Consider the following 25,252-nt stretch of genomic DNA (forward strand, 5'->3'; position numbering starts at 1 on the left):
CCGGTCGTACGTGGTGAAAGGCAGTTGAACGAGCCAGGCAGTACGAAACTCACGAGCGAGGGCATTCCCGGTGCGCGAACCGCGCGGGGAGCGCCCTCGCTCGTTTCTCTGGAAGGTCCAAGAGACGCCCGGCCGGGTACGGCGCAGGTGCCGTTCGGTCAGTACGCGCCGTTGCGGCTGAGCACCGCGCCGACCGTCTTGGCGAGGATCACCAGGTCGGCTGACAGCGACCAGTTCTCTACGTAGTAGAGATCGAGGCGCACCGAGTCGTCCCAGGACAGGTTGGACCGGCCGGACACCTGCCACAGGCCGGTGATGCCGGGCCGGACGAGCAACCGGCGGCGTACGTCCTCGGCGTAGGCGTCGACCTCCGCCGGCAGCGGTGGCCGCGGGCCGACCAGGCTCATCTCGCCACGCAGGACGTTGAACAGCTGCGGAACCTCGTCCAGCGACAGCTTCCGGATCACCTTGCCCACCCGGGTGATCCGCGGGTCGTTGCGGATCTTGAACAGCACCCCGTCGTGCTCGTTGGCCGCCCGCAGCTCCGCCAGCCGCTGCTCCGCGTCGACGACCATCGACCGGAACTTGAAGCAGGTGAACTCGTTGCCGTGGACGCCGACCCGGGTCTGGCGCAGCAGCACCGGCCCGCCGTCGTCGCACTTGATCGCCAGCGCGATCACCAACATCACCGGGGTGGCCAGGATGGTGATGATTCCGGCGCCCACCCGGTCGAAGATGTTCTTGACGATGCGGCGCGCGCCGGTGAACTCCGGCTCCTCCACGTGCAGCAGCGGCAGGCCGGCCACCGGCCGGTGGTGGATGCGCGGGCCGGCGACGTCGGTGAGGCTGGGCACGACCACCAGGTCGACGCCGAGGCCCTCGAGCGACCACGACAGCCGGCGCAGCAGCCGCGACGAACGGCCGGGCAGGGCGCTTACCACGACCGTGTCAGCGCCGGAGCGCTCGACGGCGGAACGGACGTCGTCGAGGTAGCCGTAGATCGGCAGCCCCTGGTCGGCCACCTCGTCACCGGGGTCCTTGGACAGCCGCGGCAGGCAGGCGCCGACGACGGAGAAACCCATCTTCGGCTCGCGGCGCATCACCTCGAGCAGTTCGGCCACTCCCGCCGGCATGCCGACCAGCAGGACGCGGTGGACGAGCTGGTCGCGGGCACGCAGCCGGTGCAGAAGCTTCCGGGCGCTGAAGCGCCCGGCCACCAGGAGCACAGCACCGATGGGGAACGCAAAACCGAGGAAGGCCCGGGACAACTCGATCTTGGCGAGGTAGCAGACGATCGCGATCAGCCCGGCGGTCAGGACGCTGCCGCTCAGCACGAGCTTGTACTCGTCCGCACCGGAGCCGAACGTGCGACCGGAGTAGCCTCCGCGCACGGCCAGGACGGCGATCCACACGACGGCCACCATCACCACGACGGCGGAGTACGGCACTCCGCTGAGGTTGGAGCCGCGCCATCCCCCGGCGATGTTGGTGGTCGGCTCGCCGAACCGCGTCACGGCGGCGAGCATGCCGGCGCACAGGATCAGCACCGTGTCCAGCACCATCACCACCGTGGCGAACCACGCCATACCGCGGGCGGTGGCCCGGCGATCCGGCAACGGGGCCGTGGTGCCGGGCACGGCCCGCCCGGCGATCGTTTCGTCGAGTTGCTTCAGCGTCACCATGTGTTTGTTTCCGTCCCCCCGAACGTCTTCTGCGTATTACGTACCACGGGGCTCATCGGTTGCCGGCGAAATCGGTGCAAGCCCTGGGCATCGTTACGGGCCACTCATATCGTCCGCCTGGCAGCCGAGGCTCACCGTAGTCCCTCACGCAATACCATTCGACATCAGATCGGCTGAGGGGGATGAAGTGGGACATCTCAGTACCAACCGCAGGGCCGTGGTCACCGGCGGTGCCGGGTTCCTCGGCAGCCACCTGTGCGAGCGGTTGCTGGGCGACGGCTACGAGGTCGTCTGCCTGGACAACTTCCTCACCGGGCGGCCGGAGAACGTCGCACACCTTCTTCCCCACCAGGCTTTCCGGCTCCTGCGGTGCGACGTGACCGACTACATCCACGTCGGCGGGCCGGTCGACGTGGTCCTGCACTTCGCCTCCCCCGCCTCACCGATCGACTACCTCCAACTCCCGATCCAGACTCTGAAGGTCGGCTCGATCGGCACCCTCCACGCGCTCGGCCTGGCCAGGGACAAGGGCGCGCGCTTCGTTCTGGCCTCCACCTCCGAGGTGTACGGCGACCCGCTGATCCACCCACAGGAGGAGGAGTACTGGGGGAACGTCAACCCTGTCGGGCCCCGCGGGGTCTACGACGAGGCCAAGCGGTTCGCGGAGGCGCTCACCATGGCCTACCGCTCCACCCACGGGCTGGACGCCGCGATCGTACGGATCTTCAACACGTTCGGGCCCAGGCTGCGGCCGGGCGACGGCCGGGCCATCCCGACGTTCGTCCGCCAGGCACTCAAGGGCCAGCCGATCACCATCGCCGGTGACGGCTCGCAGACGCGCTCGATCTGCTACGTCGACGACACGGTGGAGGGCATCCTCGCGATGGCCCACTCCGACCACCCGGGGCCGGTCAACCTGGGCAACCCGCACGAGCTGTCCGTGCTCGACCTGGCCCGGTGGATCCGGGACCTCACCGGGTCGGCCTCCGAGCTCGCGTTCGTCCCCCGCCCGCAGGACGATCCGCGCGTACGCCAACCGGACATCTCACGCGCCCGCGACCTTCTCGGCTGGGAGCCGAAAGTGCCGGTCGAGGACGGCCTTCGACTGACCATCGAGTGGTTCAGGGCCCACCCCGAGCTGGTGTGAGCTGGTCTGCGCTGATCTTTGCCGGACACGCGACGCGGGGCGTCCCGGATCCCGGTGGGCGGTGACCCGCCGGAAAGGGACGCCCCGCGAGGCGTTCGTCCTGCGTTCGTTCTGCGTTCGTTCTGCGTTGGTTCAGCGCGAACGGCGATGCGGCTCAGGCCGGGGTGAGCGCGAGCTCGACCTCGGCGATCTTGCCGAGCTCGGCCTGCACCGAGCCCTCCGCCGTGGCACCGCGCGGCGCGAGCGCACGCACGGTCCAGGTGCCCGGCCCGGCGAAGAAGCGGAACACTCCGTCAGCGTCGGTGGGGACCTCGGCGGTGAACTCTCCGGACCCGTCCAGCAGGCGCACGTAGGCGCCCGACACCGGGGCGGCGTCCGAGCGGACGACACCCTGGATCACTGCTTCCTTGGCCAGGTTGACCCCGGCCAGAGCGGCGCCGCCGGTGGGCGCGCCGCAACCGTCGTTGGCACTCATGAGGCATCTCCAGGCTGGTCACCGAGCGAAACGGGAACGCCCACGAGGGAGCCGTACTCGGTCCAGCTCCCGTCGTAGTTCTTGACGTTCGGCTGCCCGAGAAGCTCGTGCAGCACGAACCAGGTGTGCGAGCTGCGCTCGCCGATCCGGCAGTAGGCGATGGTGTCCTTGTCGAAGTCGACGCCGGCCTTGCCGTAGATCTCGCGCAGCTCGTCGTCGGACTTGAACGTGCCGTCCTCGTTGGCCGCCTTGCTCCACGGCACGTTGACCGCGGTGGGCACGTGGCCGGCCCGCTGGGCGACCTCCTGCGGCAGGTGCGCCGGAGCGAGGAGCTTGCCGGAGTACTCGTCGGGCGAGCGGACGTCGACCAGGTTGAGCTGGCCGATGGCGTCCACGACCTCGTCGCGGAACGCGCGGATGGACAGGTCGGGGTCGGAGGCGACGTACTGCGTGGGGGCGTACGACGGCACGTCCTCCACCAGCGCGCGGCTGTCGAGCTCCCACTTCTTGCGGCCGCCGTCGAGCAGCTTGACGTCCTGGTGGCCGTAGAGGCGGAAGTACCAGTAGGCGTACGCCGCGAACCAGTTGTTGTTGCCGCCGTAGAGGATCACGGTCTGGTCGTTGCTGACGCCGCGGGACGACAGCAGCTTCTCGAACTGCTGCTTGTCCACGAAGTCGCGCCGGACCTTGTCCTGCAGGTCCTCACGCCAGTCCAGCTTGATGGCGCCCTTGATGTGGCCCTTGTCGTAGGCGCTGGTGTCCTCGTCGACCTCGACCAGAACGATGTTGGGGTCGTCCAGATGCTCTTCCACCCATTCGGCGGAGACGAGGACGGAGTCACGGCTCATGCGGAAACCTCCATGCGAGCGGTTGTGGGACGTTGGCCGCTGAGCGCGGCGGCGAGCATTTGGGGCGTGGCGGCCCTGGATCGTCCGGGGGCACTGCGGACGGCGTGAGATCCGAACCCGCTGGTACTGAGGTCGGCGCGGAGCGCGGGCGGCGGGAGGAGCGGACGGCCGTCGGTCAGGAGGCCGGACACAAACAGGTCGAAGTGCGGCAGTTGTCCACCGCACGGCGCTTGGTCAGCAGGGTCCTCCGCAGCACGAGCATCAGCGTACGGACCCTGCACGACACTGTCACGGTCGTCTCACATGTTGGGAATTCAGGTCAATTGGTGAGACGACTACCAGAGGCCCCCGGAACGCGTCAGGCGATCAGCCGCCGGGACCGGAACGGGCCGCGCCGCTCGCCTCGCGACAGCCGGGTCGCCGATCCCGCCCGGCGTACCGCCCGGCCGTAGATCGCCGCCATCCGCTGGGCGTACTCCGACGGCGGATTTCGCCTGGCCCGCCGCCGGGCCTCCTCGCCCACGCACGCCCGGCGCACCGGGTTGGTCAGCAGGTCCTCCAGCGCCTCGGCGTAGCGCATCGGGTCCGGCCCGGCGAGCACACCGGTGCCCGCCAGCGGGCCGCTGGCGTACAGCGCCTCGTCGGCGAGTACCGCGGGCAGCCCGGCCAGCGCCGCCTCCTGGATCACCAGCCCCTGCGTGTCGGTCAGGGAGGGGAACGCGAACACGTCGCTCGCGGCGTACGCGGCGGCGACCTCGGCGGGCGGCAGCTGGCCGGTGAGCACGGTGCGGTCGGCGACACCGGCCTGCTCCAGCAGCCGCTGCACCCAGCGGCTGTCGTACACCGCGCCCACCAGCAGCAGCCGGGCCGCGGGCACGACGTCGCGCAGCCGGCCGAACGCCTCGGTCAGCAGGTCGATGCCCTTCTCGCGGTTGACCCGTCCGACGAACAGGACGACCGGCTCGTCCGGCCCGATCCCGTACCGCCGGCGAAACGCCGGCCCCGCGTCGGCCGGGACGTCCTGCAGCGACACACCCGTGGGCGCGACGTAGATCCGGTCGTCGTCGATCGGCAGCCGGCAGCGGGTGAGGATCGCGGGAGTGGGAACGAGCACGGCGTCGGCGTCGGCCAGCAACAGGCCGGTGCCGGCGTCGACCAGGGCGTCCCGGCGCTCGGTGCGGTTGCCGCCGCGCGGCAGCGCCAGCTTGGGCGAACCCAGCCGGCGGGCGTAGCAGCGCAGAACCCCCTCGATCACCGAGGTGGGCAGGCGGTACGCGTCGGCGTAGGCGCGCAGATCGGTGTGGTACGTCTGCACCAGCGGCAGGCCGAGCCGGCGCGCGGCGAAGATGCCCAGCAGGCCGACCGGCCCGGGCGTGTGCACGTGCACCACGTGCGGGAGCCAGTGCGCGACCCGCTCCACGTGCCGGCTGCGCGGCCAGGCCGCCAGCCGGAACTGCGCCACACCGCACGGCAGCGACCGCAGCCGCAGCAGCTCCTCGTCGGCCGGCTGGTCGGGGTGCTTCGGCACCACCAGCAGGCTCGCGTGGCCGAGCTCGGCCATCGCGGCGGTGAGGCTCTGCAGCGAAGTCACCACGCCGTCACGGCGCGGGAGGTAGGTGTCGGTGAAGTGCGCGACCCGCAGCGTCGGCCGGGCCGTACGGGCCGCGGCGGCCGGGTCGAGCGCGATCACCGAGGCGAGGTCGCCCCGCACGGACGTACGGCCGCGGCGGATGCGACGTGCCCCCATCAGTGGGCGGAGGTCCATGGACCGGCTCCTTGTGTCGGCCTGCGTGACCCGGACGATTCGGGACATCATGACCCAGACCCCACGTGTGCTCCCATCGGGGATCGCCCGGATCCGCCCGGCACCCGCTGTTCCACACGCGCGTTCCTACCCGGGATGGAACGCCCGTAGGCGTGGCCTTTCGGCCCGAATCCGGCCCGAACGGAGGTAAGCCGAGGGTTCGGTGCGGCCGGCCCGAACACTGTCAGACCGACCGCGCGTCAGCGGCCCGGTCCACGGCGGCGACGACCTGGGTCCGGCGCGGCACGCCGCTCGCCCGCGTGACGACCCGGCCGTCGGCGGCCAGGACCAGCACGGTGGGCGTACTCCGGACGTCCAGCCGGCGGACCAGCTCCAGATGGGACTCCGCGTCGAGTTCGACGTGGGCGACGCCCGGCTCGCCGGCCGCGACCGCACGCAGCACCTGCCGGGTCGCCCGGCAGGGCGCACAGAAGGCGGTCGAGAACTGCACGAGCGTCGCCCGGGTGCCGAGCGGGACACCCAGAACTCCCGCGTCCAGCCGATCGTCGTCCACCCGTGCAGGGTAGGAGGTCCGCTCACTCAACCGTCGATGGTGAGCAGCGGCCGCTCACCGGTGGCGGTGATCTCGATCCTGACCACCTCGTCCGCGGGTACGGCGATGCCGCCGCTCCACCGCACGCCGTCCTGGTAGGCCACCCGCCAGCTCCCGCCGTCCCAGCGCCGCCCCGAGCGGTCGTACACCGTCAGCGAGCACACCTGCCCCTGCTTCACGCCGTGCAGCACGATGTCGACCCTGGTGCCCCACGGAACGCCGTTCATGGTGGCGGTCCCGTCGACGGCGAGCGTGGCGTTCGTCGCCGACCAGCGCACCGGGGGCGCGGTCACGTGTGCCGTGGGAGTGGGAGTGGGGGTCGGCCCGGCGACCGGCGTACCGGACGGGGCGAGCGCCTGCCCGGCCGCCCACCCGCCGATGCCGGCGACCGCCACGGTCACTGCGGCCGCCGCCAGCGCCATGACCAGCCTGCGGCGGCGTTCGCGGGCGCGTTCGGCCCGGACCCGCACCAGCAGCCGCCGCAGGCCCACCTCGTCCACGGAGTCCGGGGAGCCCGGGGAGTCCGGGGAGCCCGGGGAGTCAGCCGGCCCGCCGGCGCCCGCGGGCGGGGCCACACCGACGGCCGCAGCCTCCTCCGCACCGACCAGGCCGAGCAGCGCGGGCAGCCCGGCGAGTTCGTCGTACGCCGCGCGGCAGTCGGCACACTCGGCCAGATGGGCGTCGACGGCGGCCGCCTCGTCCGCGTCCAGCGCCCCGAGCACGTGCGCACCGATGGCGGCGCGCACCTCGGCGCAGGTGTAGGCACTTTCGCTCACAGCGCCACCTCCGCGGTGAGGCCGCGCTCCTCCAGCAGCAGCCGCAGCTGGCGCAGGGCGTAGTAGGTGCGGCTCTTCACCGTCCCCGGCGGTACGCCGAGCCGCTGTGCCGCCTCGGCGACGGAGTTGCCGCGGTAGTAGACCTCCACCAGAACCTGCCGGTGGTGCGGCGGGAGCTCGGCCAGCACCTCCATGACCTCCCATGCCACCATCGCCCGGTCGAGGTCCTCCTCGCCGGTGGGTACGACGTCCAGCGCCTCCTCGCCCACCTCGGGCGGCCGCGCCCGGCGGGCCCGGTCCCCGTCGAAGACCAGGTTGCGGGCCACCGTCACCAGCCACGCCCGCGCCGGGCCACGGGCCGGGTCGAGCGCCTCGGGATGCCGCCAGGCCCGCAGCAACGTCTCCTGTACGACGTCCTCGGCCCGCTGCCGGTCGCCGCGGACCAGCCGCAGGACGTAGCCGAACAGAGCTCGGCCGTGCTCGGCGTACAGCCGGCGGACCAGCTCCTCGTCAGCGGTCGCGCCCTCCGGCGCCGCCGCACCCATGCTGTCCACACGGCGCGCGGGGCGAGGTGGTTCAGTCATCGCGGTTCATCCGTCGAGATCCATCGCGCAAACCCGTCCTCAGCCGCCCGCGAACGGCGGAAGCAGTTCGATCCGGGCGCCCTCGGCCAGGCGTACGGTCGCCGGGTCGCGGCCGCCCACGGGGTCGCCGTCGATCAGCACCGAGCACAGGCCGAGCACCTGCTCGAACCTTGGCCGGTCGCCGTGCCGGGACCTGGCTTCCGCGAGGGCGTCGGCGAGCGTGCCCGCCTCCACCTGCTCCTCGGCCAGTCCGGCAGCCTCCTTCGCGGCCGCCCAATAGCGCACCGTCACCGTCGTAGGGGAAGACACGTGGGATATCCTGCCTGCAACCGGCGGACCTGGGCGACAGCGCCGTCCCGAGTGCCAGGTCCCCACTGACCAGGGGAGACGTCCGGTGAGCACAATCATCCTGCTCACGAACGCCCTTCAGCCGTCGGCGGAGATCGTTCCGGCACTCGGCCTGCTCGCGCACCACGTGCGCGTGGCTCCTGCCGAGGCGAGCGCACTCCTGGACGTGGGCCCGGCTGACGCGGTGCTCGTGGACGCACGAAGCGACCTGGTTCAGGCCCGCAGCCTGACCAGGATCATCCGGACCACCGGCATCGGCGTCCCGCTGCTGGTGGTCGTGACCGAGGGCGGCCTGGCCGCCGTCAACGCCGACTGGGGACTGGACGACGTACTGGTCCACAACGCCGGTCCGGCCGAGGTGGACGCCCGGCTGCGCGTGGCGATCGGCAAGCTCGCACTGCAGACCACCGAGGACGAGCACCCCAACGTCATCCGGCGCGGCGAGCTGGTCATCGACGAGGACACCTACACCTCCCGGCTCGCCGGGCGAACGCTCGACCTCACGTTCAAGGAGTTCGAGCTGGTGAAGTTCCTCGCCCAGCACCCCGGCCGGGTGTTCACCCGGCAGCAACTGCTGCAGGAGGTGTGGGGGTACGACTACTTCGGCGGCACACGTACCGTCGACGTGCACGTACGCCGGCTGCGGGCCAAGCTCGGCCCGGAGTACGAATCCCTCATCGGCACGGTCCGCAACGTCGGCTACCGCTTCGTCTCCCCACCGGTCACGCCCGTGCCGGAGGACGACGAGGACTCGTCCGGCTCGCCGCGGGTGCCCGACGACGCGCGGTCGCTCACCGGAGAGGCTTCCTAGCCCACGGCCCCCGCGTCGCGCAGCAGCGGTAGGAGCTGCTCTCCCTGCCGCCTGATCTCCGGCAGGTAGGGCGTGTCGGAGAGCACGAAGTGGGAGATGCCGAGGCTCTCGTACTTGCGCAGTGACTTCGCGACGTCCTCGGCCGAGCCGACCAGCCAGGTGGTGCCCGCGCCACCGCCGCCGTACCTGCCGGGGGTGGTGTAGAGGTTGTCGTCCAGCACCTCTCCCCGGGCGTGCAGGTCGAGCAGCCGCTGCTGCCCGACGGCTCCCCGCCAGTTGGGGTGTCGCGAGCCGGGCACCGTCCCCTTCGCCATCTCCGCAACCTTGGCCTCGGCGTCGGCCCAGGCCTGCGCGGTGGTGTCCCGTACCAGGGTGGTGATCCGCAGCCCGAACTCCAGCGGCGGGTGCTCGCGCCCCAGCTTCTCGCCGAGGTCCTTCAGCCGCTCGATCCGCTCCCGTACGCCGTCGAGGGGCTCGCCCCAGAAGAGCTGGACGTCCGCCTCGGTGGCGGCCACCTTCTCGGCGGCCTCGGAGGCGCCGCCGAAGTAGAGCCGCGGGTGCCGGCGTCCGCCCAGCTCGACCGGCCGGGACGCCAGCGTCGAGTCGGTGACGTCGAAGTGCTCGCCGTGGTAGGTGACGTTCTCCTCGGTCCAGAGGCGCCGCACGATCTGGAGGAACTCCTTCGTGCGGGCGTAGCGCGCGGCCTGGTCGCCCTCACTGTCGCCGTACGCCGCGAGGTCGTCCCGGCCGGACACGACGTTGACCAGCACGCGGCCACCGGTGAGGTGGTCCAGGGTCGCGGCGGCGGAGGCGAAGTTGGCCGGTCGCCAGTAACCGGGCCGGATCGCGATGAGGGGCCGGAAGGTCGTCGTCCGTGCGGCCAGGGCGGTGGCGACCGTGAAGGTGTCCGGCCGGCCCCAGCCGGTGCCGAGGAGCGCGCCGTGCCAGCCGTGGTCCTCGAGCGCTCGGGCGTGGCTGGTGAGGGTGTCCAGACTGTTGTGACCCGTAACCACGGCGTCACCACGGTGACCGGGCTGGACCTGGTTCGGGATGTACCAGAGGAACTCGGGGCTCATGCAGCAAACCATACCCAACAAGTAGGCATTGTCGGGATTGGTGGGCGACGCCCACGAAAGCGGCGGGCCGGGCGGTCGTCCCGCCCGGCCCGCCGAGTGCGCCGTACGTCAGCGCGCTGTACGTCAGTGCGCCGTACGTCAGCGCGCTGTACGTCAGTGCGCCGTACGTCAGTTGGTGGCGGTGATCCGGCCCTCGCCCCCGACCGGGTAGTCGGCCGCCCGGACCTTCCCCGACAGCCCCTCCTCGAGGTAGCCGCGCAGCGCGCCCTGGTAGGTCGTGCCGACCGGAGTGAAGTCCAGCCCCTTCAGCGGGTAGGCGTCCCCGCCGCGCGCGGAGAAGTCGTTCGTCGCCACCGGGATCGGCGCGCCGTCGACCACCTGGCCGTCGCGGACCAGGACCGTCCCGTCGTCGAGTACGACGTCGCGCACCCGCTCGCCCGGAGTGAGGATCTCCCCGGTCGACTCGTTCACCACCTGCGCCTGGCGGCTCACGTCGTAGCTGAACGCCAGCCCGGACACCTGGATGAACGCTCCCGCGGCCGACGGTGCGGCGGCGACCCCGCGTTCGAGGAGCTGCCGCAGCGTGTCCCGGGGCACCTCGGGTACGACCGCGACGAAGTTGGCGAACGGCGCGACGTCGTAGGTGTCCAGTGCGGTCACCGGACCGGCCGGGATCACCGCGTCGTTGCGCAGACCGCCGCCGTTCTGGATGCCGACCACCGGCGCGGGTACGCCGTACTCCGCGGCCTTCTGCGCGCCCGCCCACACCAGCGCGTCGGCCACCATGTCACCGAGGTTGGTCTCCTTGCTGCGGACGTCGCCCCGGACGCCGTTCAGCGGGACTTCGCTGTCGGCGACGACCGTCTCCCGCAGGGAGGCCAGGTGGCTCTCGACCGGAGCCTCGACGTTGGCGCGAGTCCAGGCGTCCTTGGCCACCGCGTCTGCTCCGACACCCGCCACCCGGACCGGGCGGCTCTGCTGATCGTCGGCGCCGAGCAGCCGGCCGGCGCGATCGAAGCGCAGGACGAGCTGCCCGACGTACTTGTAGTTGCCCGTCGTGGTGGCCACCGGCACCTGGCGGCCGTCGGCGTCGGTCGCCCACAACGGGTAGCCGCGTTCGGCCCGGTCGCCGGGGATCAGCGGGTCGCCCTGGTCGGCCAGGATCTCCCCGCCGCCGGCACCGAGTACGACGTCGATGTCACGCAGCTGCGGCACCAGCGCGAGTTCGTTGTCGATGTCCTGCAGGTGACTGACCAGGATGATCTTGTCGACTCCCTGCCGGGTGAGCGCGCTCGCCGCGTCGTTGGCGATCCGGGCCAGCTCGGTGCGCACCCGGACGTTGCGCGGGCTGGAGATGGTGGGCAGCTCCGGCGTGGTCAGCCCGATCACACCGATGCGTTCGCCGCGCTCGCGAACCACGGTGGTGGCGCGGATGACGCCCTGGCCGGCGTACTTCGCCAGCGCGGGTTCGCCGCTCACGTCCAGGTTGGCCGAGACGAAGGGGAACGAGCCGCCGGAGCCCGCCGTGCTCCGCACGCTGGCCACGAAGTCGGCGAACACGTCCGGCCCGAAGTCGAACTCGTGGTTTCCGATGGCGGACGCGTCCAGTCCGAGCCGGCTCAGGGCGAGCGCGTCGTAGAACGGCACACCGTGCTCGATGCTGGCCGAGAACTCCGGCCCGGCGAGGTAGTTGTCACCGCCGGAGATCGACACCACGGCGCGATTGCCGCCCTGGGCCGGGCGCCCGGCCTCTGCCTGCCGGCGCAGCTTCTCCCACAGCGTGGTGTAGCGGGCGGCGCCGCCGTAGGCGCGGGTCTCGTCCGGCTCGATCGTGCCGTCCCCGTCGGTGTCGCCGTCGACGCCGAGGAGCTGGGACTCGTCGTCGTTGGTGTGCAGGACGGTGAGGGTGAGGTCGGTACGCGGACCGCTGTCGGCCGCCGCGGACCGGACGCCGACCGTGCCCACCAGCCCGGCGGCGACCGCGCCGAGTCCCAGCACGCCGGCCGCGCCCAACGCGACGGTGCGCCGGAACGGCTGCCTGCCCGAGGACCTGCCCGGGAATCTGCGCCGTGTCGTGCCCGACGACGACATACCCGGTGACATGCCCGGTGACATGCCCGGTGACGTGCCCAGTGTCATGCGCGCTCCTTGCTCTCCCCCGAGGGGCGACTGGGTCCGGCCCTGCCGGACGGTGCCTGCTGCGGTACCGCACCGGCCGGACGCCGGATCGCCGAGGCGGACGCCGGTGGGTGACCCGTACGGTAGCGGTGTGGGTAACTCGCCGGGTGAAATCGAGATCACCGGTCGCCTCACGGCGGCCGAACGCACGGAAGTGGACGCCCTGATCGAGGCCGCCGCGGCCGAGGACGGCGTGCGCGCCCTCGACGAACGCGCGACGTTGCTCCTCGGCATGCCCGACGCCACCCGCCACCTGCTGGCCCGGGCCGGCAAGGCGAGCGCGGAGGGCGACGAGAGCGGGGAAGTCGGTGAGGTGGTGGGGTACGCCCACCTGGACCTGCCGGCCGTCATCACCGACGAGCCCCCGAACGCGCCCGCCGCCGGCAGTCCGGCCGAGGCGGCCACCGCCGACCTGGTGATCCGCCCCGACCACCGCGGCCGCGGCATCGGCCAGGCGCTGGCCGACGCGCTGATCGCCGAGGCAGGCCGGGTGCCGGTGCAGGTGTGGGCACACGGCCCGCACCCCGGGGCGGCCCGGCTGGCCGCGGCCACCGGGTTCACCGCCGACCGGGCGCTGGCCTGGATGCGCCGCCCGCTGAACGGACCGAACGCCCGGCCGCTTCCGGACATCGCGCCGCCGGCCGGGGTCACGATCCGCACCTTCGCCCCCGGCAACGACGAGCAGGCCTGGCTGGCGGTCAACGCGGCTGCGTTCGCCGCCCACCCCGAGCAGGGCCGCTGGACCCGCGCCGACCTCGACGCCCGGATCGGCGCCGAGTGGTTCGACCCGGCGGGCTTCTTCGTCGCCGAGCGCGACGGGGAGCTGGTCGGCTTCCACTGGACGAAGGTGCACACCGGGCAGGTACGCGGAGACGAGCCCGGCCCGGCGGGTGAGATCTACGTGCTGGGGGTGGCCCCGCACGCGCAGGGCGGCGGGCTGGCCAAGGCGCTGGCCGTGGCCGGGCTGGCGTACCTCCGCGACCGTGGCCTGCCGACCGTGATGTTGTACGTCGAGGCCGGCAACCGCGCCGCGGTCGGCCTCTACGAGCGGCTGGGCTTCACCCGGGCCGCCACAGACGTGATGTACCACCACGAACCGGCCGGTTGAGATCCGCGCTACCGCTCGTTCACGCGGCGGTGAAACGATGACAGGGTGAGCACCCAGATCGCGCGGCCCGAGATCACCGAGTACGACGTCGAACCCCCGTACGACGTGACCGAGGGCGACCTGCCCGACGACCGGTTCCTCGACCGGGAGCTGTCCTGGCTGCACTTCAACACCCGGGTGCTCGAACTCGCCGAGGACCCGCAGATGCCCCTGCTGGAACGCGTGCGGTTCCTCGCGATCTTCGCCAACAACCTGGACGAGTTCTTCATGGTCCGGGTCGCCGGCCTCAAGCGCCGGATGGCTGCGGGCGTGGCCGTGCGGGCCGCGTCCGGCCTGCTTCCCCGCGAGGTGCTGGAGAGCATCTGGGCGTGCACCCGCGAGCTGATGGTCCGCCACGCGAACGTGTGCCACGACCAGGTGCTTCCCGAGCTGGTGGCCCAGGGGATCGAGGTGCTGCGCTGGGACGACCTCGACGAGGACGCCAAGGACCGCCTGCACGAGCTGTTCGGCGCCCGGGTGTTTCCGGTGCTCACGCCGCTCGCGGTCGACCCGGCGCATCCGTTCCCTTACATCTCCGGGCTGTCCCTCAACCTCGCGGTGGTGGTGCGGAACCCGCAGACCGGCGGTGAGCACTTCGCCCGGGTGAAGGTGCCGCAGATCCTGCCGCGGTTCGTTCCCGTCGACAAGCAGCGCTACGTCCCGCTGGAGGACGTCATCGCCGCGCACCTCGACCAGCTCTTCCCCGGCATGGAGATCCTCCAGCACCACTCGTTCCGGGTGACCCGCAACGAGGACCTCGAGGTGGAGGAGGACGACGCGGAGAACCTCCTGCAGGCGCTGGAGCGGGAGCTGCTGCGGCGCCGGTTCGGGCCGCCGGTACGGCTGGAGGTGGAGGCGTCCATCGACCCGCACGTGCTGGAGCTGCTGGTGTCCGAGCTCGGCGTCAGCGACGAGGAGGTGTGCCGGCTGACCGGGCCGCTGGACCTGTCCGGCCTGTCCGCGATCGCCGACGTGGACCGGGCGGAGCTGAAGTTCCCCGCGTTCGTGCCGGTGACCCACCGGGACCTCGCCGAGGTGGAGAGCTCACATCCGCCGGACGTGTTCTCCGCCGTACGCCAGCGGGAGGTGCTGCTGCACCACCCGTACGACTCGTTCTCCACCAGCGTCCAAAGGTTCATCGAGCAGGCCGCCGCCGACCCGCACGTGCTCGCGATCAAGCAGACCCTCTACCGCACCAACGAGGAGTCGCCGATCGTCGACGCGCTGATCGACGCCGCCGAGGCCGGCAAGCAGGTGCTGGTGGTGGTGGAGATCAAGGCCCGGTTCGACGAGGAGGCCAACATCCGCTGGGCCCGGCAGCTGGAGCAGTCCGGCTGTCACGTCGTGTACGGCCTGATCGGGCTGAAGACCCACTGCAAGCTGGCCCTCGTCGTCCGTGAGGAACCCGACGGGCTGCGCCGCTACGCCCACATCGGCACCGGCAACTACAACCCCAAGACCGCCCGGCTGTACGAGGACCTCGGGCTGCTCAGCAGCGATCCCGTGCTCGCCGCCGACCTGAGCGCGTTGTTCAACACGCTGTCGGGGTACGCCCGCACCACCGAGTACGACCGGCTGCTGGTAGCGCCGCGCTCGGTGCGTACGTCCCTGATCGAGCGGATCCGGCGGGAGGTGGCCCACCACCGCGCCGGCCGGCCCGCCCGCATCCGGTGGAAGGTCAACGCGCTGGTCGACGAGGCGGTGATCGACGCGCTGTACGAGGCGTCCCGGGCAGGCGTCCCGATCGACCTGTGGATCCGCGGAATCTGCGCACTGCGGCCAGGAGTGCCCGGCCTGTCCGAGACGATCCGCGTCCGCAGCGTCCTCGGGAGGTTCCTGGAGCACTCCCGGATCTTCTGGTTCGCCAACGGCGGTGACACCGACGTCTGGATCGGGTCGGCGGACATGATGCACCGCAACCTCGACCGCCGGGTGGAGGCGCTCGCCCGGGTCACCCAGGACGACCACGTGACCGAGTTGACCAGGCTGCTCGACCTGGCGTTCGACGACCGTACGTCGGCGTGGCACCTCGAAGGCGACGGCGACTGGATCCGCCACCACCTCGACGCCGACGGCACACCGCTGCGCGACCTTCAGCAGCACCTCATCTCCGTGAAGCTGCGCCACCGGCTGAAGGTGGCCGGCGGGCAGGGGGCGGCATGAACCTGCCGGTGGGTGGGTCGGTGGGCGGCCCGGCACCTTCGGGGCGCTGACCCGTGGTCCGGGGGAAGACCGAGCCCAGGGACCGGGTGGTCGAGGCGGCCGGCGCGGTGGTGTGGCGGCCGTCGCCGTACGAACGTGCCGAGGTGCTGCTGGTGCACCGGCCGAAGTACGACGACTGGTCGTTCCCCAAGGGCAAGCTGGAGCCGGGCGAACGCGCGCCGGCCGCGGCGGTGCGCGAGGTCGCCGAGGAGACCGGGATCAGGGTGGTCCTCGGGCCGCCGATGCCCCCGGTGCGCTACCCGCTGGCCGGCGGGGCGGTGAAGGTGGTGCGCTACTGGCAGGCCGTGCCCGTCGACGACGGGGCGGACTTCACGCCCGGGCACGAGGTCGACCGGCGGGCCTGGCTGCGGTTCGCCGAGGCCGCCCGCCGGCTCACCCACCCCCGGGACCGCTCGCTGCTCACCACCCTGACGCCGCGGTCGACCCGGCCGCTGGTGCTCGTCCGGCACGGCTCGGCGCTGCCCCGGAGCGGCTGGACCGGCGACGACCTGGAGCGGCCCCTCGGCGACGAGGGCCACACTCAGGCCGCCGAACTCGTCGGAGCGCTCGCGGCGTACGGCATCACCCGGGTGGTCAGCTCACCTGCCCGGCGGTGCGTCGAGACCCTGCTGCCGTACGCCACCTCCGCCGGCGTGCGGATCGAACCCGAGCCTGCGTTCGCCGAGGGGGCCGACCCGGCGCTGGTCGCCGAGCAGGCGATGCGGCTGCTGGACGCGCCGGAGCCGACCGCCGTGTGCACCCACCGGCCGACCCTGCCGGACCTGTGGGCGGGTCTCGGCGTGACCCCGTTGCCGCTGCAGCCCGGCGAGGCGGTCGTACTCCACCTCGCAGGCCGCACACCCGTGGCCGTCGAACGCCACCCGCCCGCCGAAGCCCTCTCCGGCCGCTGACCCGGAGGACCGCGGTCAGGTGCGCTCGACGACGTACAGGTGGTTGCCGTCGGGGTCGCGCAGACCGAACATCGGCGGCACTCCTGGCCAGCGCAGCACCTCGGGGTCGACGTCCACACCGTGGGCCCGCAGGTACGCGTGGTCGGCACCCGCGTCGCGGGTGGCCAGCCGGATGCCGGTGTCCACCCCGGCGGGAGCCTCCTCTCGGGCGCTGACCAGAGCGATCGTCGTACCCCCTGCCGTGCCCCCGGACGGTGGTGCCACCTCCACCCAGCGCTGCCCAGGGCCGAAGGAACCGTCCATAGTCACCTCGAACCCGCACGTACCCGCATAGAACGCGAGCGCGCGGTCGTGGTCGGCCACCGGCACCGCCACCGTCGCCACCCCGGTCACCCGGACGCCCGCCCCCGCCCGTTCGCCGGCCTGCTCCCCCGCCCGTTCGTTCGCCCGTTCGTTCATCGTGGCCTCCTGTCGTCCGCGCTGTCGGATACTCGTGGTGTCGGAAACCAGGACTGCCCCGCCCGGCCGAACTCATCGGCGCGAGGAATCCCGACCCACCAGACATGCTCACGAATCCGACGGCTGCCGCGAACCGGACCCTCCGGGCACAGCCGATGACAAACCGTCCGCAAACCGGCAAAGCCATGACACAGCGTGCTTGTTCACGTGACGTCCGCCACAGCGTCGGGCGGTCTTCGTGTCGCGGCCCGGCGACGTTCACTCCCCGTTCACGTAGGCCCGTCCAGCGCGTCACCTGGCCTCCCTACCGTCCTGGGAGACAAGGGATTTCCGTGAGATCGAAGGGCTGGGAAACGACGTGAAGCACACCCGATTCGCCGCGCTCGCGGTGGCGGCGCTCGGCGGCGCCGTGGCGCTGGCCGGCTGCGGGAGCGACCCGACGCCCGCGGCCGGCAGCAAGGGCGCCGAGCCGACCAAGAGCGGGTCGTGCCCCTCCGGCACCCTCAACGCGGAAGGCTCCTCGGCGCAGAAGAACGCGATCGAGCAGGCCATCGCCGACTACCAGACCAAGTGCCCCGACGTGACCGTCAACTACAACCCGACGGGCTCGGGCGCGGGCATCAAGCAGTTCAACGCCGGACAGGTCGACTTCGCCGGCTCGGACTCCGCGCTGAAGACGGAGCCGAAGGACGGCGTGGTCGAGACCGACGCCGCCAAGAAGCGGTGCCAGAACAACGCCGCCTGGAACCTCCCGATGGCGGTCGGCCCGATCGCCATCGCCTACAACGTGCAGGGCGTCGGCAACCTGGTGCTCGACGGCCCCACCGCCGCGAAGATCTTCGACGGCACCATCAAGACCTGGAACGACCCGGCGATCGCCAGGCTGAACAAGGGCGCCAAGCTGCCGAGTTCGAAGATCGTGGTCTTCTACCGTTCGGACGAGTCCGGTACGACGGAGAACTTCACGAAGTACCTCCAGGCCAGCTCCGGCGGGGCGTGGAAGGCCGAGCCCTCGAAGAGCTGGGAAGGCACCGGCTCGGGCAAGAACAAGTCCGCCGGCGTGGCCGCGGGCGTGAAGGCGACCCCCAACTCGATCACCTACGTCGAGTGGTCCTACGCCCGTGACAACAAGCTCGCCATGGCCAGCATCGACACCGGCTCCGGTCCGGTGAAGCTGACCGGTGAGTCGGCGGGCAAGGCCGTCGCCGCGGCGAAGCCGGACGGCCAGGGCAACGACCTGCGGCTGAAGCTGGACTACGCCACCAAGGCCAAGGGCGCCTACCCGATCGTCCTGGTCACCTACGAGATCGTCTGCTCCAAGGGCCTGGACGCCTCGAAGGCCGGGCTCGTGAAGGGCTTCCTCACCGACTACTCCAGCGAGCAGACCCAGACCGGCCTCGCCGACCTCGGCTACGCGCCGCTGCCCGACAAGGTGCGCACCAAGGTCGAGGCCGCGGTCAAGGCGATCCGCTGACGACATCGATGAGCTCGAACAGTTCCCGCCAGGAACTCCTCGACAGTCGGCCCCAGGGCTTGGACCTGGGGCCGACCGGCCGTGGTGGTGACCGGTTCTTCTCCGGTCTGGCCCGGGGCTCCGGCCTCGTCGTCATCGCGCTGGTCGTCTTCGTCGCCGCGTTCCTGCTCTGGCTCGCCGTCCCCGCGCTGAGGGACAACCAGGCCAGCTTCCTGTTCTCCCGGACTTGGCAGCCGGGACTGACCCCGCCGAAGTTCGGGATCGTCGACCTGCTGTGGACGACGGTGCTCGTCTCGGCGCTCGCGCTGCTGCTGGCCGTGCCCGTCGCGCTCGGGGTGGCGTTGTTCCTCACCCACTACGCGCCGGCGAGGCTGGCCCGGCCGATCACGTACGTCGTCGACCTGCTGGCGGCCGTACCCTCGATCATCTTCGGGCTGTGGGGGATCACCGAACTGGCGCCCAGGCTCGCGCCGGTCGGGAACTTCCTGTCCGCCCACAACCTCGGCATCCCGTTCCTGAAGCCGGGCATCCCCGACACCGGGACGGTGTTCGTCGCCGGCGTCGTGCTGGCCATCATGATCCTGCCGATCATCGCCGCGTTCACCCGCGAGGTCTTCGCACAGACCCCCGCCGAGCACCGGGAGGCCGCTCTCGCCCTGGGTGCGACGAAGTGGGAGATGATCCGGATGACCGTCCTGCCGTACGGCCGGTCTGGGATGGTCAGCGCTGCCATGCTCGGCCTGGGCCGGGCACTCGGCGAGACCATCGCGATCATGATCATCCTGTCCACGCCGAGCCCGGGTGCGCCGTTCAGCGCGAGCCTGTTCGCCGGCGGTGAGACGTTCGCGAGCAAGATCGCCAACAACGCGGCGGAGTTCGACTCCCCCAGCAAGACCGGCGCCTACATCGCCGCCGGCCTGGTGTTGTTCGTCCTCACGTTCGCGGTCAACGCCCTGGCCCGCCTCGTCCTGTTGCACACCGGAAGGAAGCACACGTGAGTGCGCTCAGCTCGGCCCGCCCGAGCGGGTCCCACCTCGACCTGACCGGAAACCGGTCCAGGGGCCGTGCCGTCCGCAACGTGGTGGCGACGGTGCTGGTCGCGGCCTGCTTCGCGCTGGCGCTGGTGCCGCTGGCGTGGATCCTGTGGACGGTCGCGAGCAAGGGCTTCCACCTCCTGCTCGACCCGAACTGGTGGGGCCAGTCCCAGCGCGGGATCACCTCCCGCACGGCCGGCGGCGGCGCCTACCACGCCATCGCGGGCTCGCTGATCACCGCGGTCATGTGCGCACTGGTCTCGGTGCCGATCGGCGTCTTCGGCGCGATCTACCTGGTGGAGTACGGCCGGGGCGGCCCGCTCGCCCGCGCCGTGAGCTTCATGGTGGACATCCTCACCGGTATCCCGTCCATCGTCGCGGCGCTGTTCATCTACGCGCTGTGGGTGACGTTGTTCGGCTTCGGCCGGGTCGGGTTCGCGGTCAGCCTGTCGCTCGTCCTGCTGATGGTGCCGACGGTGCTGCGCCTCACCGAGGAGGTGCTGCGGCTGGTGCCGAACGAGCTGCGCGAGGCCTCCGCCGCGCTCGGCGTACCCCGGTGGAAGACGATCCTGAAGGTCGTCGTACCCACGGCGTTCAGCGGCATCGTCACCGGCGTGATGCTCGGCCTGGCCCGGATCATGGGCGAGACCGCGCCGCTGCTGATCCTCGGGCCCTACACCAGCGGGATCAACTTCAACCCGTTCGCGGGGAACATGGCCGCCCTGCCCACGATGATCAACCAGGACCGTACGGAGTCCCTCCAGCCGGCCGTGGACCGCACCTGGGCCGCGGCCCTGACGCTGGTCCTGCTGGTACTGGTCCTCAACCTTCTCGCGCGGGCCGTCGCCCGGTTCAGCGCCGTACGCAAGCGTTAGAAAGCAGAGGAAGAAGACACCATGGCGAAACGAATCGATGTCTCCGGCCTCGACATCTACTACGGCGCGTTCAAGGCGGTCGAGGGCGTCAACATGACGGTCGAGCCGCGCAACGTCACCGCCTTCATCGGCCCCTCCGGGTGCGGGAAGTCGACGATGCTGCGCACCCTCAACCGGATGCACGAGGTGGTGCCCGGCGCCCGGGTCGAGGGCAAGGTCATGCTGGACGACCAGGACCTCTACAGCTCAGACGTCGACCCGGTGGCGGTGCGCCGCGTGGTCGGCATGGTCTTCCAGCGGCCCAACCCGTTCCCGACCATGTCGATCTACGACAACGTCGCGGCCGGGCTGAAGCTGAACGGCGTACGCCAGAAGAGCGTGCTGGACGACGCGGTGGAGCGCTCCCTGAAAGGTGCGAACCTGTGGAAGGAGGTGCACGACCGGCTGAACCGGCCCGGCGGCTCGCTGTCCGGCGGTCAGCAGCAGCGGTTGTGCATCGCCCGGGCGATCGCCGTGGAGCCGCAGGTGCTGTTGATGGACGAGCCGTGCTCGGCGCTGGACCCGATCTCGACGCTGGCGATCGAGGATCTGATCTCCCAGCTGAAGGAACGCTTCACGATCGTCATCGTCACGCACAACATGCAGCAGGCGGCCCGGGTGTCCGACGCCACGGCGTTCTTCAACCTGTCCGGTCAGGGCAAGCCGGGGCACCTGATCGAGATGGACAGTACGCAGAAGATCTTCTCGAACCCGTCCGAGCAGGCCACCGAGGCCTACATCACCGGCCGGTTCGGCTGACCGGCGAGCCGGCCGGTCAGGGCAGGAAGAGCCGGGCGGCGTAGTAGACGACCGCCGCGACCGCGGCGGCTGCCGGGATGGTGAGCACCCAGGCGGTGACGATGTTGCCGGCCACGCCCCAGCGGACCGCCGACAGGCGCTGCGTCGAACCGACGCCCATGATCGCCGCGCTCACCGTGTGGGTGGTCGAGACGGGTGCGTGGAAGCCGATCGCCATCACGTAGAGCACCGCCGAGGCCGTGCTGTCCGCCGCGATGCCGCGGGCCGGGTCCAGCTTGATCACCCGGCGGCCGAGGGTGCGCATGATCCGCCAGCCGCCGGAGTACGTACCGAGCGCGATCGCGGTGGCCGCGGCCAGCTTCACCCACAACGGCACGTCGGTCCCGGTGTGCAGTCCGGCGGTGACCAGGGCGAGCACGATGACACCCATCGTCTTCTGGGCGTCCTGCAGGCCGTGCCCGAACGCCATCGCCGCCGCCGACACCGACTGCCCGGCACGGAAGCCGCGGTAGGCCCGGTTGGGGTTCGCCTTCCGGAAGATCCACAGCAGGCTGAGCATCACGACATACGCGAGCAGGAACCCGATCAGCGGCGACAAAACCATCGGGAGCACGACCTTCTTCCCGATCGTCGCCCAGTGCACGGTGGCCGACGCCGCCAGGCCGGCGCCGATCAGCCCGCCGATCAGGGCGTGCGAGGAGGACGAGGGCAGGCCGAGCCACCAGGTCAGGAGGTTCCAGCTGATCGCTCCGACGAGGCCGGACAGGACGACCGTCATGCCGTGTGCGTCGGTCTCCGGGGTGATGATGCCGCTGCCGATCGTCTCGGCCACGCCTTCGGAGATCAGCGCACCGGCGAGGTTCATCACCGCGGCCAGCGCCAGGGCGGTGCGCGGGGTGAGCGCTCGGGTGGACACCGACGACGCGATCGCGTTCGCCGCGTCGTGGAAGCCGTTGGTGTAGTCGAATGCCAGGGCGATCAGTACGACCGCGATGACGAGGGCGAGCTCCATCTATCCTCCAGACCCCGGGCGGGAGCCCGCGCGTACCGGCGTACTCACGACTCCTTGACCGCGATCTGCTCGACCGTGTTGGCGACCTTCTCGAACGCGTCGACGGCGAGCTCGACGAGCTCGATCACGTCCTTGACCTTCAGCACGGTCAACGCGTCGTAGGCGCCGCTGAACAGCTTGGCGAGCATCTGCCGGTGGATCTGGTCACCGAGGTTCTCCAGCCGGTTGACCTCGATCCAGTACTCCTCCAGGTCGCGCATCGTGCGCAGCCGCGGCATCGCCTCGGCGGTGAGCGCGGCGGCCCGCTGGAGCACCTCGACCTGCTGTTCGAGCCCTTCTGGGAGCTGGTCCAGCTCATAGAGGACGATCGAGTCGACGGCCGCCTCCATGTAGTCCATGACGTCGTCCAGGCCGGCGGCGAGGCGGTAGATGTCCTCGCGGTCGAACGGCGTGACGAACGTGCTGTTGACCCGGCGGATGATCTCGTGGGTCGCCTCGTCGGCGCGGTGCTCGGCGTCCTTCATCAGCCGGGCACTGGCCTGTCGGTCAGCGTCGTCGGCGAGCATCTCGGCGAACAGCCGAGCGCCGTCGACCAGGATGCTGGCGGACTTGGCGAAGAGGTCGTAGAACGTCGTGTCCACCGGAGTGAATCGGAAGCGCACGGCGAAACTCCTGTCGAACGGTCCCCGTCGGCGAGCAGGCCAGGGCAATGCTAGGGCCTGTCGTCCGGTTCCGGCTCAGCGGCGGGGCGGGAGAGGGTCAACGGGCAGGTCGGCGACCTGACACCGGGGCGGTCGGTCGGCGGTGGGTCAGCGGTGGGTCAGCCATCGGTCAGCCGTCGGTCAGCTATGGGTGATCACCGCCAGCAGGTCGAGGATCCCCACGCCCACGAACACCACGACGGCTACGACAGTGAACATGCCGCGGGTGAGCAGGGCCGCAGTGGGTCCGGCCGACTGACGCCGGTATGCACGATTGGTGACGACCCACGCCGCAAGAGTGACAGAAAGTACGCACAATCCGGCTACTTCGGCCCAGGCGCCGCAGGCGGGCGCACTGCGGACCAACAAGGCTCCGTTGACCGCCAGGACCAGGATGGTGCGGCTCCAGGCGAGCGCGGTGCGTTCGAGCTGGCCCTCCCTGGAGTAGAGCCGCGCCGGTTGGCTCACCGTGCGTACCTCCGCCCCACCTACTGCTGACCGAACGCGACCAGGTAGATCGCCAGAGCAGTCACCACGAACACCGTGAACGCCAGCCCGAGCGGCATCAGCGTGGCCGGAAGCGGCGCGCCGCGGCGCATCGCGGCGGCGGTGCGCCGCCACCGGAGGTAGGCGCCGAGCGTGGTGGCGATGCCCCCGACCGCGAGCACCAGGCCGAACAGCCGCCGAAGCCAGCCCGGCTCGACCGTGGTGAGGAACTGGACGGCGGCCACGCCGGCCGCGCCCAGCGCCAGGCCGGTACGAAGGTAGGCGAGGAAGGTCCGCTCGTTGGCCAGGCTGAAGCGGTAGTCGGGTTCGGTGCCCCCCATGATCACGCTCCGTCGATCTTCGGGCCGAGCTCTCCCTCGGGCCGCCCTTCGGGCTGCCGACAACGCGGCGGCACGAGTCTAGGGTCTGTTGTACGCCGACCCCGCCGACCACATCCCATCACCCGACCACCCTGGAGGGTTCTCCCGTCATGGATGCGTCACTCACCCCCGACGACGTCGCACTCCTGCGCAAGAGCTTCACCCGTAACCCGGCCTACCGGCTCGTCCAGAACGCGTTGACGCAGACCACCCTCGACGACCTCACCCTGGACCGCGAGATCGTCGTCCGCACCGACCACTCGGTCTCCCACCTGCTCGACGACTGGACCGCCACCAACCAGAAGAACAGCGGCCGCTGCTGGATGTTCGCCGGCCTGAACCTGCTGCGGGTCGAGGCCATGCGGCGGATGAACCTCAAGTCGTTCGAGTTCTCCCAGAATTACGTGATGTTCTGGGACAAGCTGGAACGCGCCAACTACTTCCTCGAGGCGATCATCGACACCGCCGACCGGGACCTCGACGACCGCACGGTCGCGTTCCTGCTCCAGGACGTCGCCGGTGACGGCGGCCAGTGGAACATGTTCGCGGCCCTGGTCCGCAAGCACGGGCTGGTCCCCAAGTCCGCGATGCCGGAGACGCAGAGCTCGTCCTCGACCGGCCGGATGAACTCCGTCCTGCGCCAGCTGCTCCGCCAGGGCGCCCGCGACCTGCGGACGCTGGCAGCCGGCGAAGGCGGAGCCGACGCGGCCCGGGCGCACAAGCGGCAGCTGCTGGACGTGGTGCACCGGGCGCTGTGCATGCACCTCGGTACGCCGCCGGAGACGTTCACCTGGCAGTGGACGGACAAGGACCGGGTGTTCCACCGCGACGGCGACCTCACGCCGCTGGAGTTCGCCCAGCGCTACGTCGGCATTCCGATCGACGACTACGTGTGCCTCGTGCACGACCCGCGGGAGACCAGCCCGCGCGGCCGGACGTTCACGGTCGACCGGCTGGGCAACGTGGTCGGGGCCGAGGCGGTCGTCTACCTCAACGTCGACGTGGCGGTGATGAAGCGGCTGGCCCGTGACTCCATCGTGAGCGGGGAGCCGGTGTGGTTCGGCTGCGACGTCGGGAAGATGATGCGCCGCGACATCGGCATCTGGGACGCCGACCTGTACGACGTCGGCTCGGTCTACGACACGACGTTCGACCTGGACAAGGCCGAGCGGCTGCTCTACCACGAGACCGCGATGACGCACGCCATGCTCTTCACCGGAGTCGACGTGGACGGCGAGCTGGTCCGGCGCTGGCGGGTGGAGAACAGCTGGGGCGACAAGGACGCCGACAAGGGCTTCTACACGATGAACGACTCGTGGTTCGACGAGTACGTCTTCGAGATCGCCGTCCACCGCGACGCGCTGCCCGAGGACCTGCGGGCCGCGCTGTCGGAGGAGCCGATCGTCCTGCCGGCCTGGGATCCGATGGGGGCGCTCGCCCGCGCGCAGTAGCCGCGCAGTAGGCGCGCAGTGGTCGCGCAGTGGTCGCCGG

At 71.1% G+C, this 25,252-nt stretch carries 26 protein-coding genes; 10 read left to right on the forward strand and 16 right to left on the reverse strand.

The genetic code is table 11. The features are described from left to right. Window positions 1-158 precede the first annotated feature (158 nt). On the reverse strand, window positions 159-1,682 hold the full coding sequence (locus BLU27_RS02800) for a sugar transferase (RefSeq protein WP_092650282.1): 1,524 nt from the start codon (window positions 1,680-1,682) through the stop codon (window positions 159-161). A 187-nt stretch (window positions 1,683-1,869) separates the two neighbouring features. Between BLU27_RS02800 and BLU27_RS02805 the strand changes: the two genes are divergently transcribed. Then, a complete protein-coding gene (locus BLU27_RS02805; RefSeq protein ID WP_092650284.1) occupies window positions 1,870-2,829 on the forward strand; it encodes a UDP-glucuronic acid decarboxylase family protein in 960 nt (319 codons plus the stop codon). 154 nt (window positions 2,830-2,983) lie between these two features. On the opposite strand, the gene BLU27_RS02810 is transcribed toward BLU27_RS02805, so the two are convergent. The 8 genes from BLU27_RS02810 to BLU27_RS02840 all read right to left on the reverse strand — a co-directional run bounded on the left by BLU27_RS02810 (window position 2,984) and on the right by BLU27_RS02840 (window position 8,178). Continuing rightward, the gene (locus tag BLU27_RS02810) at window positions 2,984-3,304 is read right to left on the reverse strand and encodes a DUF1416 domain-containing protein (protein WP_092650286.1); all 321 of its coding nucleotides are present in this window, start codon (window positions 3,302-3,304) and stop codon (window positions 2,984-2,986) included. Continuing rightward, complete coding sequence (locus BLU27_RS02815; RefSeq protein ID WP_092650288.1) at window positions 3,301-4,152, reverse strand: sulfurtransferase; 852 nt, start codon at window positions 4,150-4,152, stop codon at window positions 3,301-3,303. The genes BLU27_RS02810 and BLU27_RS02815 overlap by 4 nt, the downstream gene beginning before the upstream one ends. Before the next feature lie 175 nt (window positions 4,153-4,327). Beyond that, window positions 4,328-4,414, reverse strand: a complete 87-nt coding sequence (locus tag BLU27_RS31070) for a putative leader peptide (RefSeq protein ID WP_354938856.1) — start codon at window positions 4,412-4,414, stop codon at window positions 4,328-4,330. Window positions 4,415-4,510: 96 nt separating this feature from the next. Further along, window positions 4,511-5,917 (reverse strand): glycosyltransferase, encoded by a 1,407-nt coding sequence (locus BLU27_RS02820; protein WP_172804850.1) that lies wholly within the window; start codon window positions 5,915-5,917, stop codon window positions 4,511-4,513. A 223-nt stretch (window positions 5,918-6,140) separates the two neighbouring features. Continuing rightward, the gene (locus BLU27_RS02825; RefSeq protein ID WP_092650292.1) at window positions 6,141-6,470 is read right to left on the reverse strand and encodes a thioredoxin family protein; all 330 of its coding nucleotides are present in this window, start codon (window positions 6,468-6,470) and stop codon (window positions 6,141-6,143) included. 26 nt (window positions 6,471-6,496) lie between these two features. Beyond that, the gene (locus BLU27_RS29720; protein WP_197681645.1) at window positions 6,497-7,285 is read right to left on the reverse strand and encodes a zf-HC2 domain-containing protein; all 789 of its coding nucleotides are present in this window, start codon (window positions 7,283-7,285) and stop codon (window positions 6,497-6,499) included. Next, window positions 7,282-7,869: a sigma-70 family RNA polymerase sigma factor gene (locus BLU27_RS02835; protein WP_449709928.1), complete on the reverse strand. Its 588-nt coding sequence runs from the start codon at window positions 7,867-7,869 to the stop codon at window positions 7,282-7,284. Before BLU27_RS02835 ends, BLU27_RS29720 begins: the two co-directional genes overlap by 4 nt. Before the next feature lie 39 nt (window positions 7,870-7,908). Beyond that, complete coding sequence (locus BLU27_RS02840; RefSeq protein ID WP_241827748.1) at window positions 7,909-8,178, reverse strand: MoaD/ThiS family protein; 270 nt, start codon at window positions 8,176-8,178, stop codon at window positions 7,909-7,911. A gap of 85 nt (window positions 8,179-8,263) precedes the next feature. Here BLU27_RS02840 and BLU27_RS02845 point away from each other — a divergent pair, with 85 nt between their 5' ends. Then, window positions 8,264-9,028, forward strand: coding sequence for a winged helix-turn-helix transcriptional regulator (locus BLU27_RS02845; RefSeq protein WP_092650296.1), 765 nt, complete (start codon window positions 8,264-8,266; stop codon window positions 9,026-9,028). On the opposite strand, the gene BLU27_RS02850 is transcribed toward BLU27_RS02845, so the two are convergent. After that, window positions 9,025-10,104 carry an LLM class flavin-dependent oxidoreductase gene (locus tag BLU27_RS02850; RefSeq protein ID WP_092650298.1) on the reverse strand — a complete coding sequence of 360 codons (1,080 nt, stop codon included), beginning with the start codon at window positions 10,102-10,104 and terminating at the stop codon, window positions 9,025-9,027. The two genes, BLU27_RS02845 and BLU27_RS02850, sit on opposite strands and share 4 nt — an antisense overlap. Window positions 10,105-10,272: 168 nt before the next feature. Continuing rightward, window positions 10,273-12,243, reverse strand: coding sequence for a bifunctional metallophosphatase/5'-nucleotidase (locus BLU27_RS02855; protein ID WP_241827749.1), 1,971 nt, complete (start codon window positions 12,241-12,243; stop codon window positions 10,273-10,275). 130 nt (window positions 12,244-12,373) lie between these two features. Here BLU27_RS02855 and mshD point away from each other — a divergent pair, with 130 nt between their 5' ends. The 3 genes from mshD to BLU27_RS02870 are packed head-to-tail and all read left to right on the forward strand — an operon-like array spanning window position 12,374 to window position 16,542. After that, complete coding sequence (gene mshD / locus BLU27_RS02860; RefSeq protein ID WP_197681646.1) at window positions 12,374-13,390, forward strand: mycothiol synthase; 1,017 nt, start codon at window positions 12,374-12,376, stop codon at window positions 13,388-13,390. 45 nt (window positions 13,391-13,435) lie between these two features. Beyond that, window positions 13,436-15,592: an RNA degradosome polyphosphate kinase gene (locus BLU27_RS02865; RefSeq protein WP_092650302.1), complete on the forward strand. Its 2,157-nt coding sequence runs from the start codon at window positions 13,436-13,438 to the stop codon at window positions 15,590-15,592. Between the two features lie 53 nt (window positions 15,593-15,645). Continuing rightward, a complete protein-coding gene (locus tag BLU27_RS02870) occupies window positions 15,646-16,542 on the forward strand; it encodes an NUDIX hydrolase (protein ID WP_092650304.1) in 897 nt (298 codons plus the stop codon). 15 nt (window positions 16,543-16,557) lie between these two features. Here BLU27_RS02870 and BLU27_RS02875 read toward each other — a convergent pair whose 3' ends face one another. Next, complete coding sequence (locus BLU27_RS02875; RefSeq protein ID WP_092650306.1) at window positions 16,558-17,001, reverse strand: VOC family protein; 444 nt, start codon at window positions 16,999-17,001, stop codon at window positions 16,558-16,560. A 358-nt stretch (window positions 17,002-17,359) separates the two neighbouring features. On the opposite strand from BLU27_RS02875, the gene pstS reads away from it, so the two are divergent. The 4 genes from pstS to pstB are packed head-to-tail and all read left to right on the forward strand — an operon-like array spanning window position 17,360 to window position 21,182. Next, complete coding sequence (gene pstS / locus BLU27_RS02880; protein WP_092650308.1) at window positions 17,360-18,475, forward strand: phosphate ABC transporter substrate-binding protein PstS; 1,116 nt, start codon at window positions 17,360-17,362, stop codon at window positions 18,473-18,475. Between the two features lie 8 nt (window positions 18,476-18,483). Then, window positions 18,484-19,473: a phosphate ABC transporter permease subunit PstC gene (gene pstC / locus BLU27_RS02885; protein WP_092650310.1), complete on the forward strand. Its 990-nt coding sequence runs from the start codon at window positions 18,484-18,486 to the stop codon at window positions 19,471-19,473. Next, the gene (gene pstA / locus BLU27_RS02890; protein ID WP_092650312.1) at window positions 19,470-20,384 is read left to right on the forward strand and encodes a phosphate ABC transporter permease PstA; all 915 of its coding nucleotides are present in this window, start codon (window positions 19,470-19,472) and stop codon (window positions 20,382-20,384) included. Before pstC ends, pstA begins: the two co-directional genes overlap by 4 nt. A gap of 21 nt (window positions 20,385-20,405) precedes the next feature. Then, window positions 20,406-21,182 carry a phosphate ABC transporter ATP-binding protein PstB gene (pstB, locus tag BLU27_RS02895; RefSeq protein WP_092650313.1) on the forward strand — a complete coding sequence of 259 codons (777 nt, stop codon included), beginning with the start codon at window positions 20,406-20,408 and terminating at the stop codon, window positions 21,180-21,182. A 16-nt stretch (window positions 21,183-21,198) separates the two neighbouring features. On the opposite strand, the gene BLU27_RS02900 is transcribed toward pstB, so the two are convergent. The 4 genes from BLU27_RS02900 to BLU27_RS02915 form a co-directional block, all read right to left on the reverse strand. Continuing rightward, complete coding sequence (locus BLU27_RS02900; RefSeq protein ID WP_092650315.1) at window positions 21,199-22,194, reverse strand: inorganic phosphate transporter; 996 nt, start codon at window positions 22,192-22,194, stop codon at window positions 21,199-21,201. 44 nt (window positions 22,195-22,238) lie between these two features. After that, window positions 22,239-22,856 (reverse strand): DUF47 domain-containing protein, encoded by a 618-nt coding sequence (locus BLU27_RS02905; RefSeq protein WP_092650316.1) that lies wholly within the window; start codon window positions 22,854-22,856, stop codon window positions 22,239-22,241. 180 nt (window positions 22,857-23,036) lie between these two features. Beyond that, window positions 23,037-23,363 (reverse strand): DUF202 domain-containing protein, encoded by a 327-nt coding sequence (locus BLU27_RS02910; protein WP_092650318.1) that lies wholly within the window; start codon window positions 23,361-23,363, stop codon window positions 23,037-23,039. A 20-nt stretch (window positions 23,364-23,383) separates the two neighbouring features. Next, window positions 23,384-23,722: a YidH family protein gene (locus BLU27_RS02915; protein ID WP_092650320.1), complete on the reverse strand. Its 339-nt coding sequence runs from the start codon at window positions 23,720-23,722 to the stop codon at window positions 23,384-23,386. Between the two features lie 149 nt (window positions 23,723-23,871). On the opposite strand from BLU27_RS02915, the gene BLU27_RS02920 reads away from it, so the two are divergent. Beyond that, the gene (locus BLU27_RS02920; protein ID WP_092650322.1) at window positions 23,872-25,212 is read left to right on the forward strand and encodes a C1 family peptidase; all 1,341 of its coding nucleotides are present in this window, start codon (window positions 23,872-23,874) and stop codon (window positions 25,210-25,212) included. The last annotated feature ends 40 nt before the right edge of the window (window positions 25,213-25,252 follow it).

The organism is Actinopolymorpha singaporensis (genome assembly GCF_900104745.1).
Classification (GTDB): Bacteria; Actinomycetota; Actinomycetes; order Propionibacteriales; family Actinopolymorphaceae; genus Actinopolymorpha; species Actinopolymorpha singaporensis.

Coding starts and splice junctions, on each gene's coding strand:
- BLU27_RS02810 (WP_092650286.1), bottom strand. CDS start 3,304: ATGAGTGCCAACGACGGTTGCGGCGCGCCCACCGGCGGCGCCGCTCTG.
- BLU27_RS02875 (WP_092650306.1), bottom strand. CDS start 17,001: ATGAACGAACGGGCGAACGAACGGGCGGGGGAGCAGGCCGGCGAACGG.
- BLU27_RS02920 (WP_092650322.1), top strand. CDS start 23,872: ATGGATGCGTCACTCACCCCCGACGACGTCGCACTCCTGCGCAAGAGC.
- BLU27_RS02915 (WP_092650320.1), bottom strand. CDS start 23,722: ATGGGGGGCACCGAACCCGACTACCGCTTCAGCCTGGCCAACGAGCGG.
- BLU27_RS02850 (WP_092650298.1), bottom strand. CDS start 10,104: ATGAGCCCCGAGTTCCTCTGGTACATCCCGAACCAGGTCCAGCCCGGT.
- BLU27_RS02815 (WP_092650288.1), bottom strand. CDS start 4,152: ATGAGCCGTGACTCCGTCCTCGTCTCCGCCGAATGGGTGGAAGAGCAT.
- BLU27_RS02820 (WP_172804850.1), bottom strand. CDS start 5,917: ATGGACCTCCGCCCACTGATGGGGGCACGTCGCATCCGCCGCGGCCGT.
- BLU27_RS02835 (WP_449709928.1), bottom strand. CDS start 7,869: ATGACTGAACCACCTCGCCCCGCGCGCCGTGTGGACAGCATGGGTGCG.
- pstB (WP_092650313.1), top strand. CDS start 20,406: ATGGCGAAACGAATCGATGTCTCCGGCCTCGACATCTACTACGGCGCG.
- pstC (WP_092650310.1), top strand. CDS start 18,484: ATGAGCTCGAACAGTTCCCGCCAGGAACTCCTCGACAGTCGGCCCCAG.
- BLU27_RS02900 (WP_092650315.1), bottom strand. CDS start 22,194: ATGGAGCTCGCCCTCGTCATCGCGGTCGTACTGATCGCCCTGGCATTC.
- BLU27_RS31070 (WP_354938856.1), bottom strand. CDS start 4,414: ATGCTCGTGCTGCGGAGGACCCTGCTGACCAAGCGCCGTGCGGTGGAC.
- BLU27_RS02800 (WP_092650282.1), bottom strand. CDS start 1,682: ATGGTGACGCTGAAGCAACTCGACGAAACGATCGCCGGGCGGGCCGTG.
- BLU27_RS02855 (WP_241827749.1), bottom strand. CDS start 12,243: ATGACACTGGGCACGTCACCGGGCATGTCACCGGGCATGTCACCGGGT.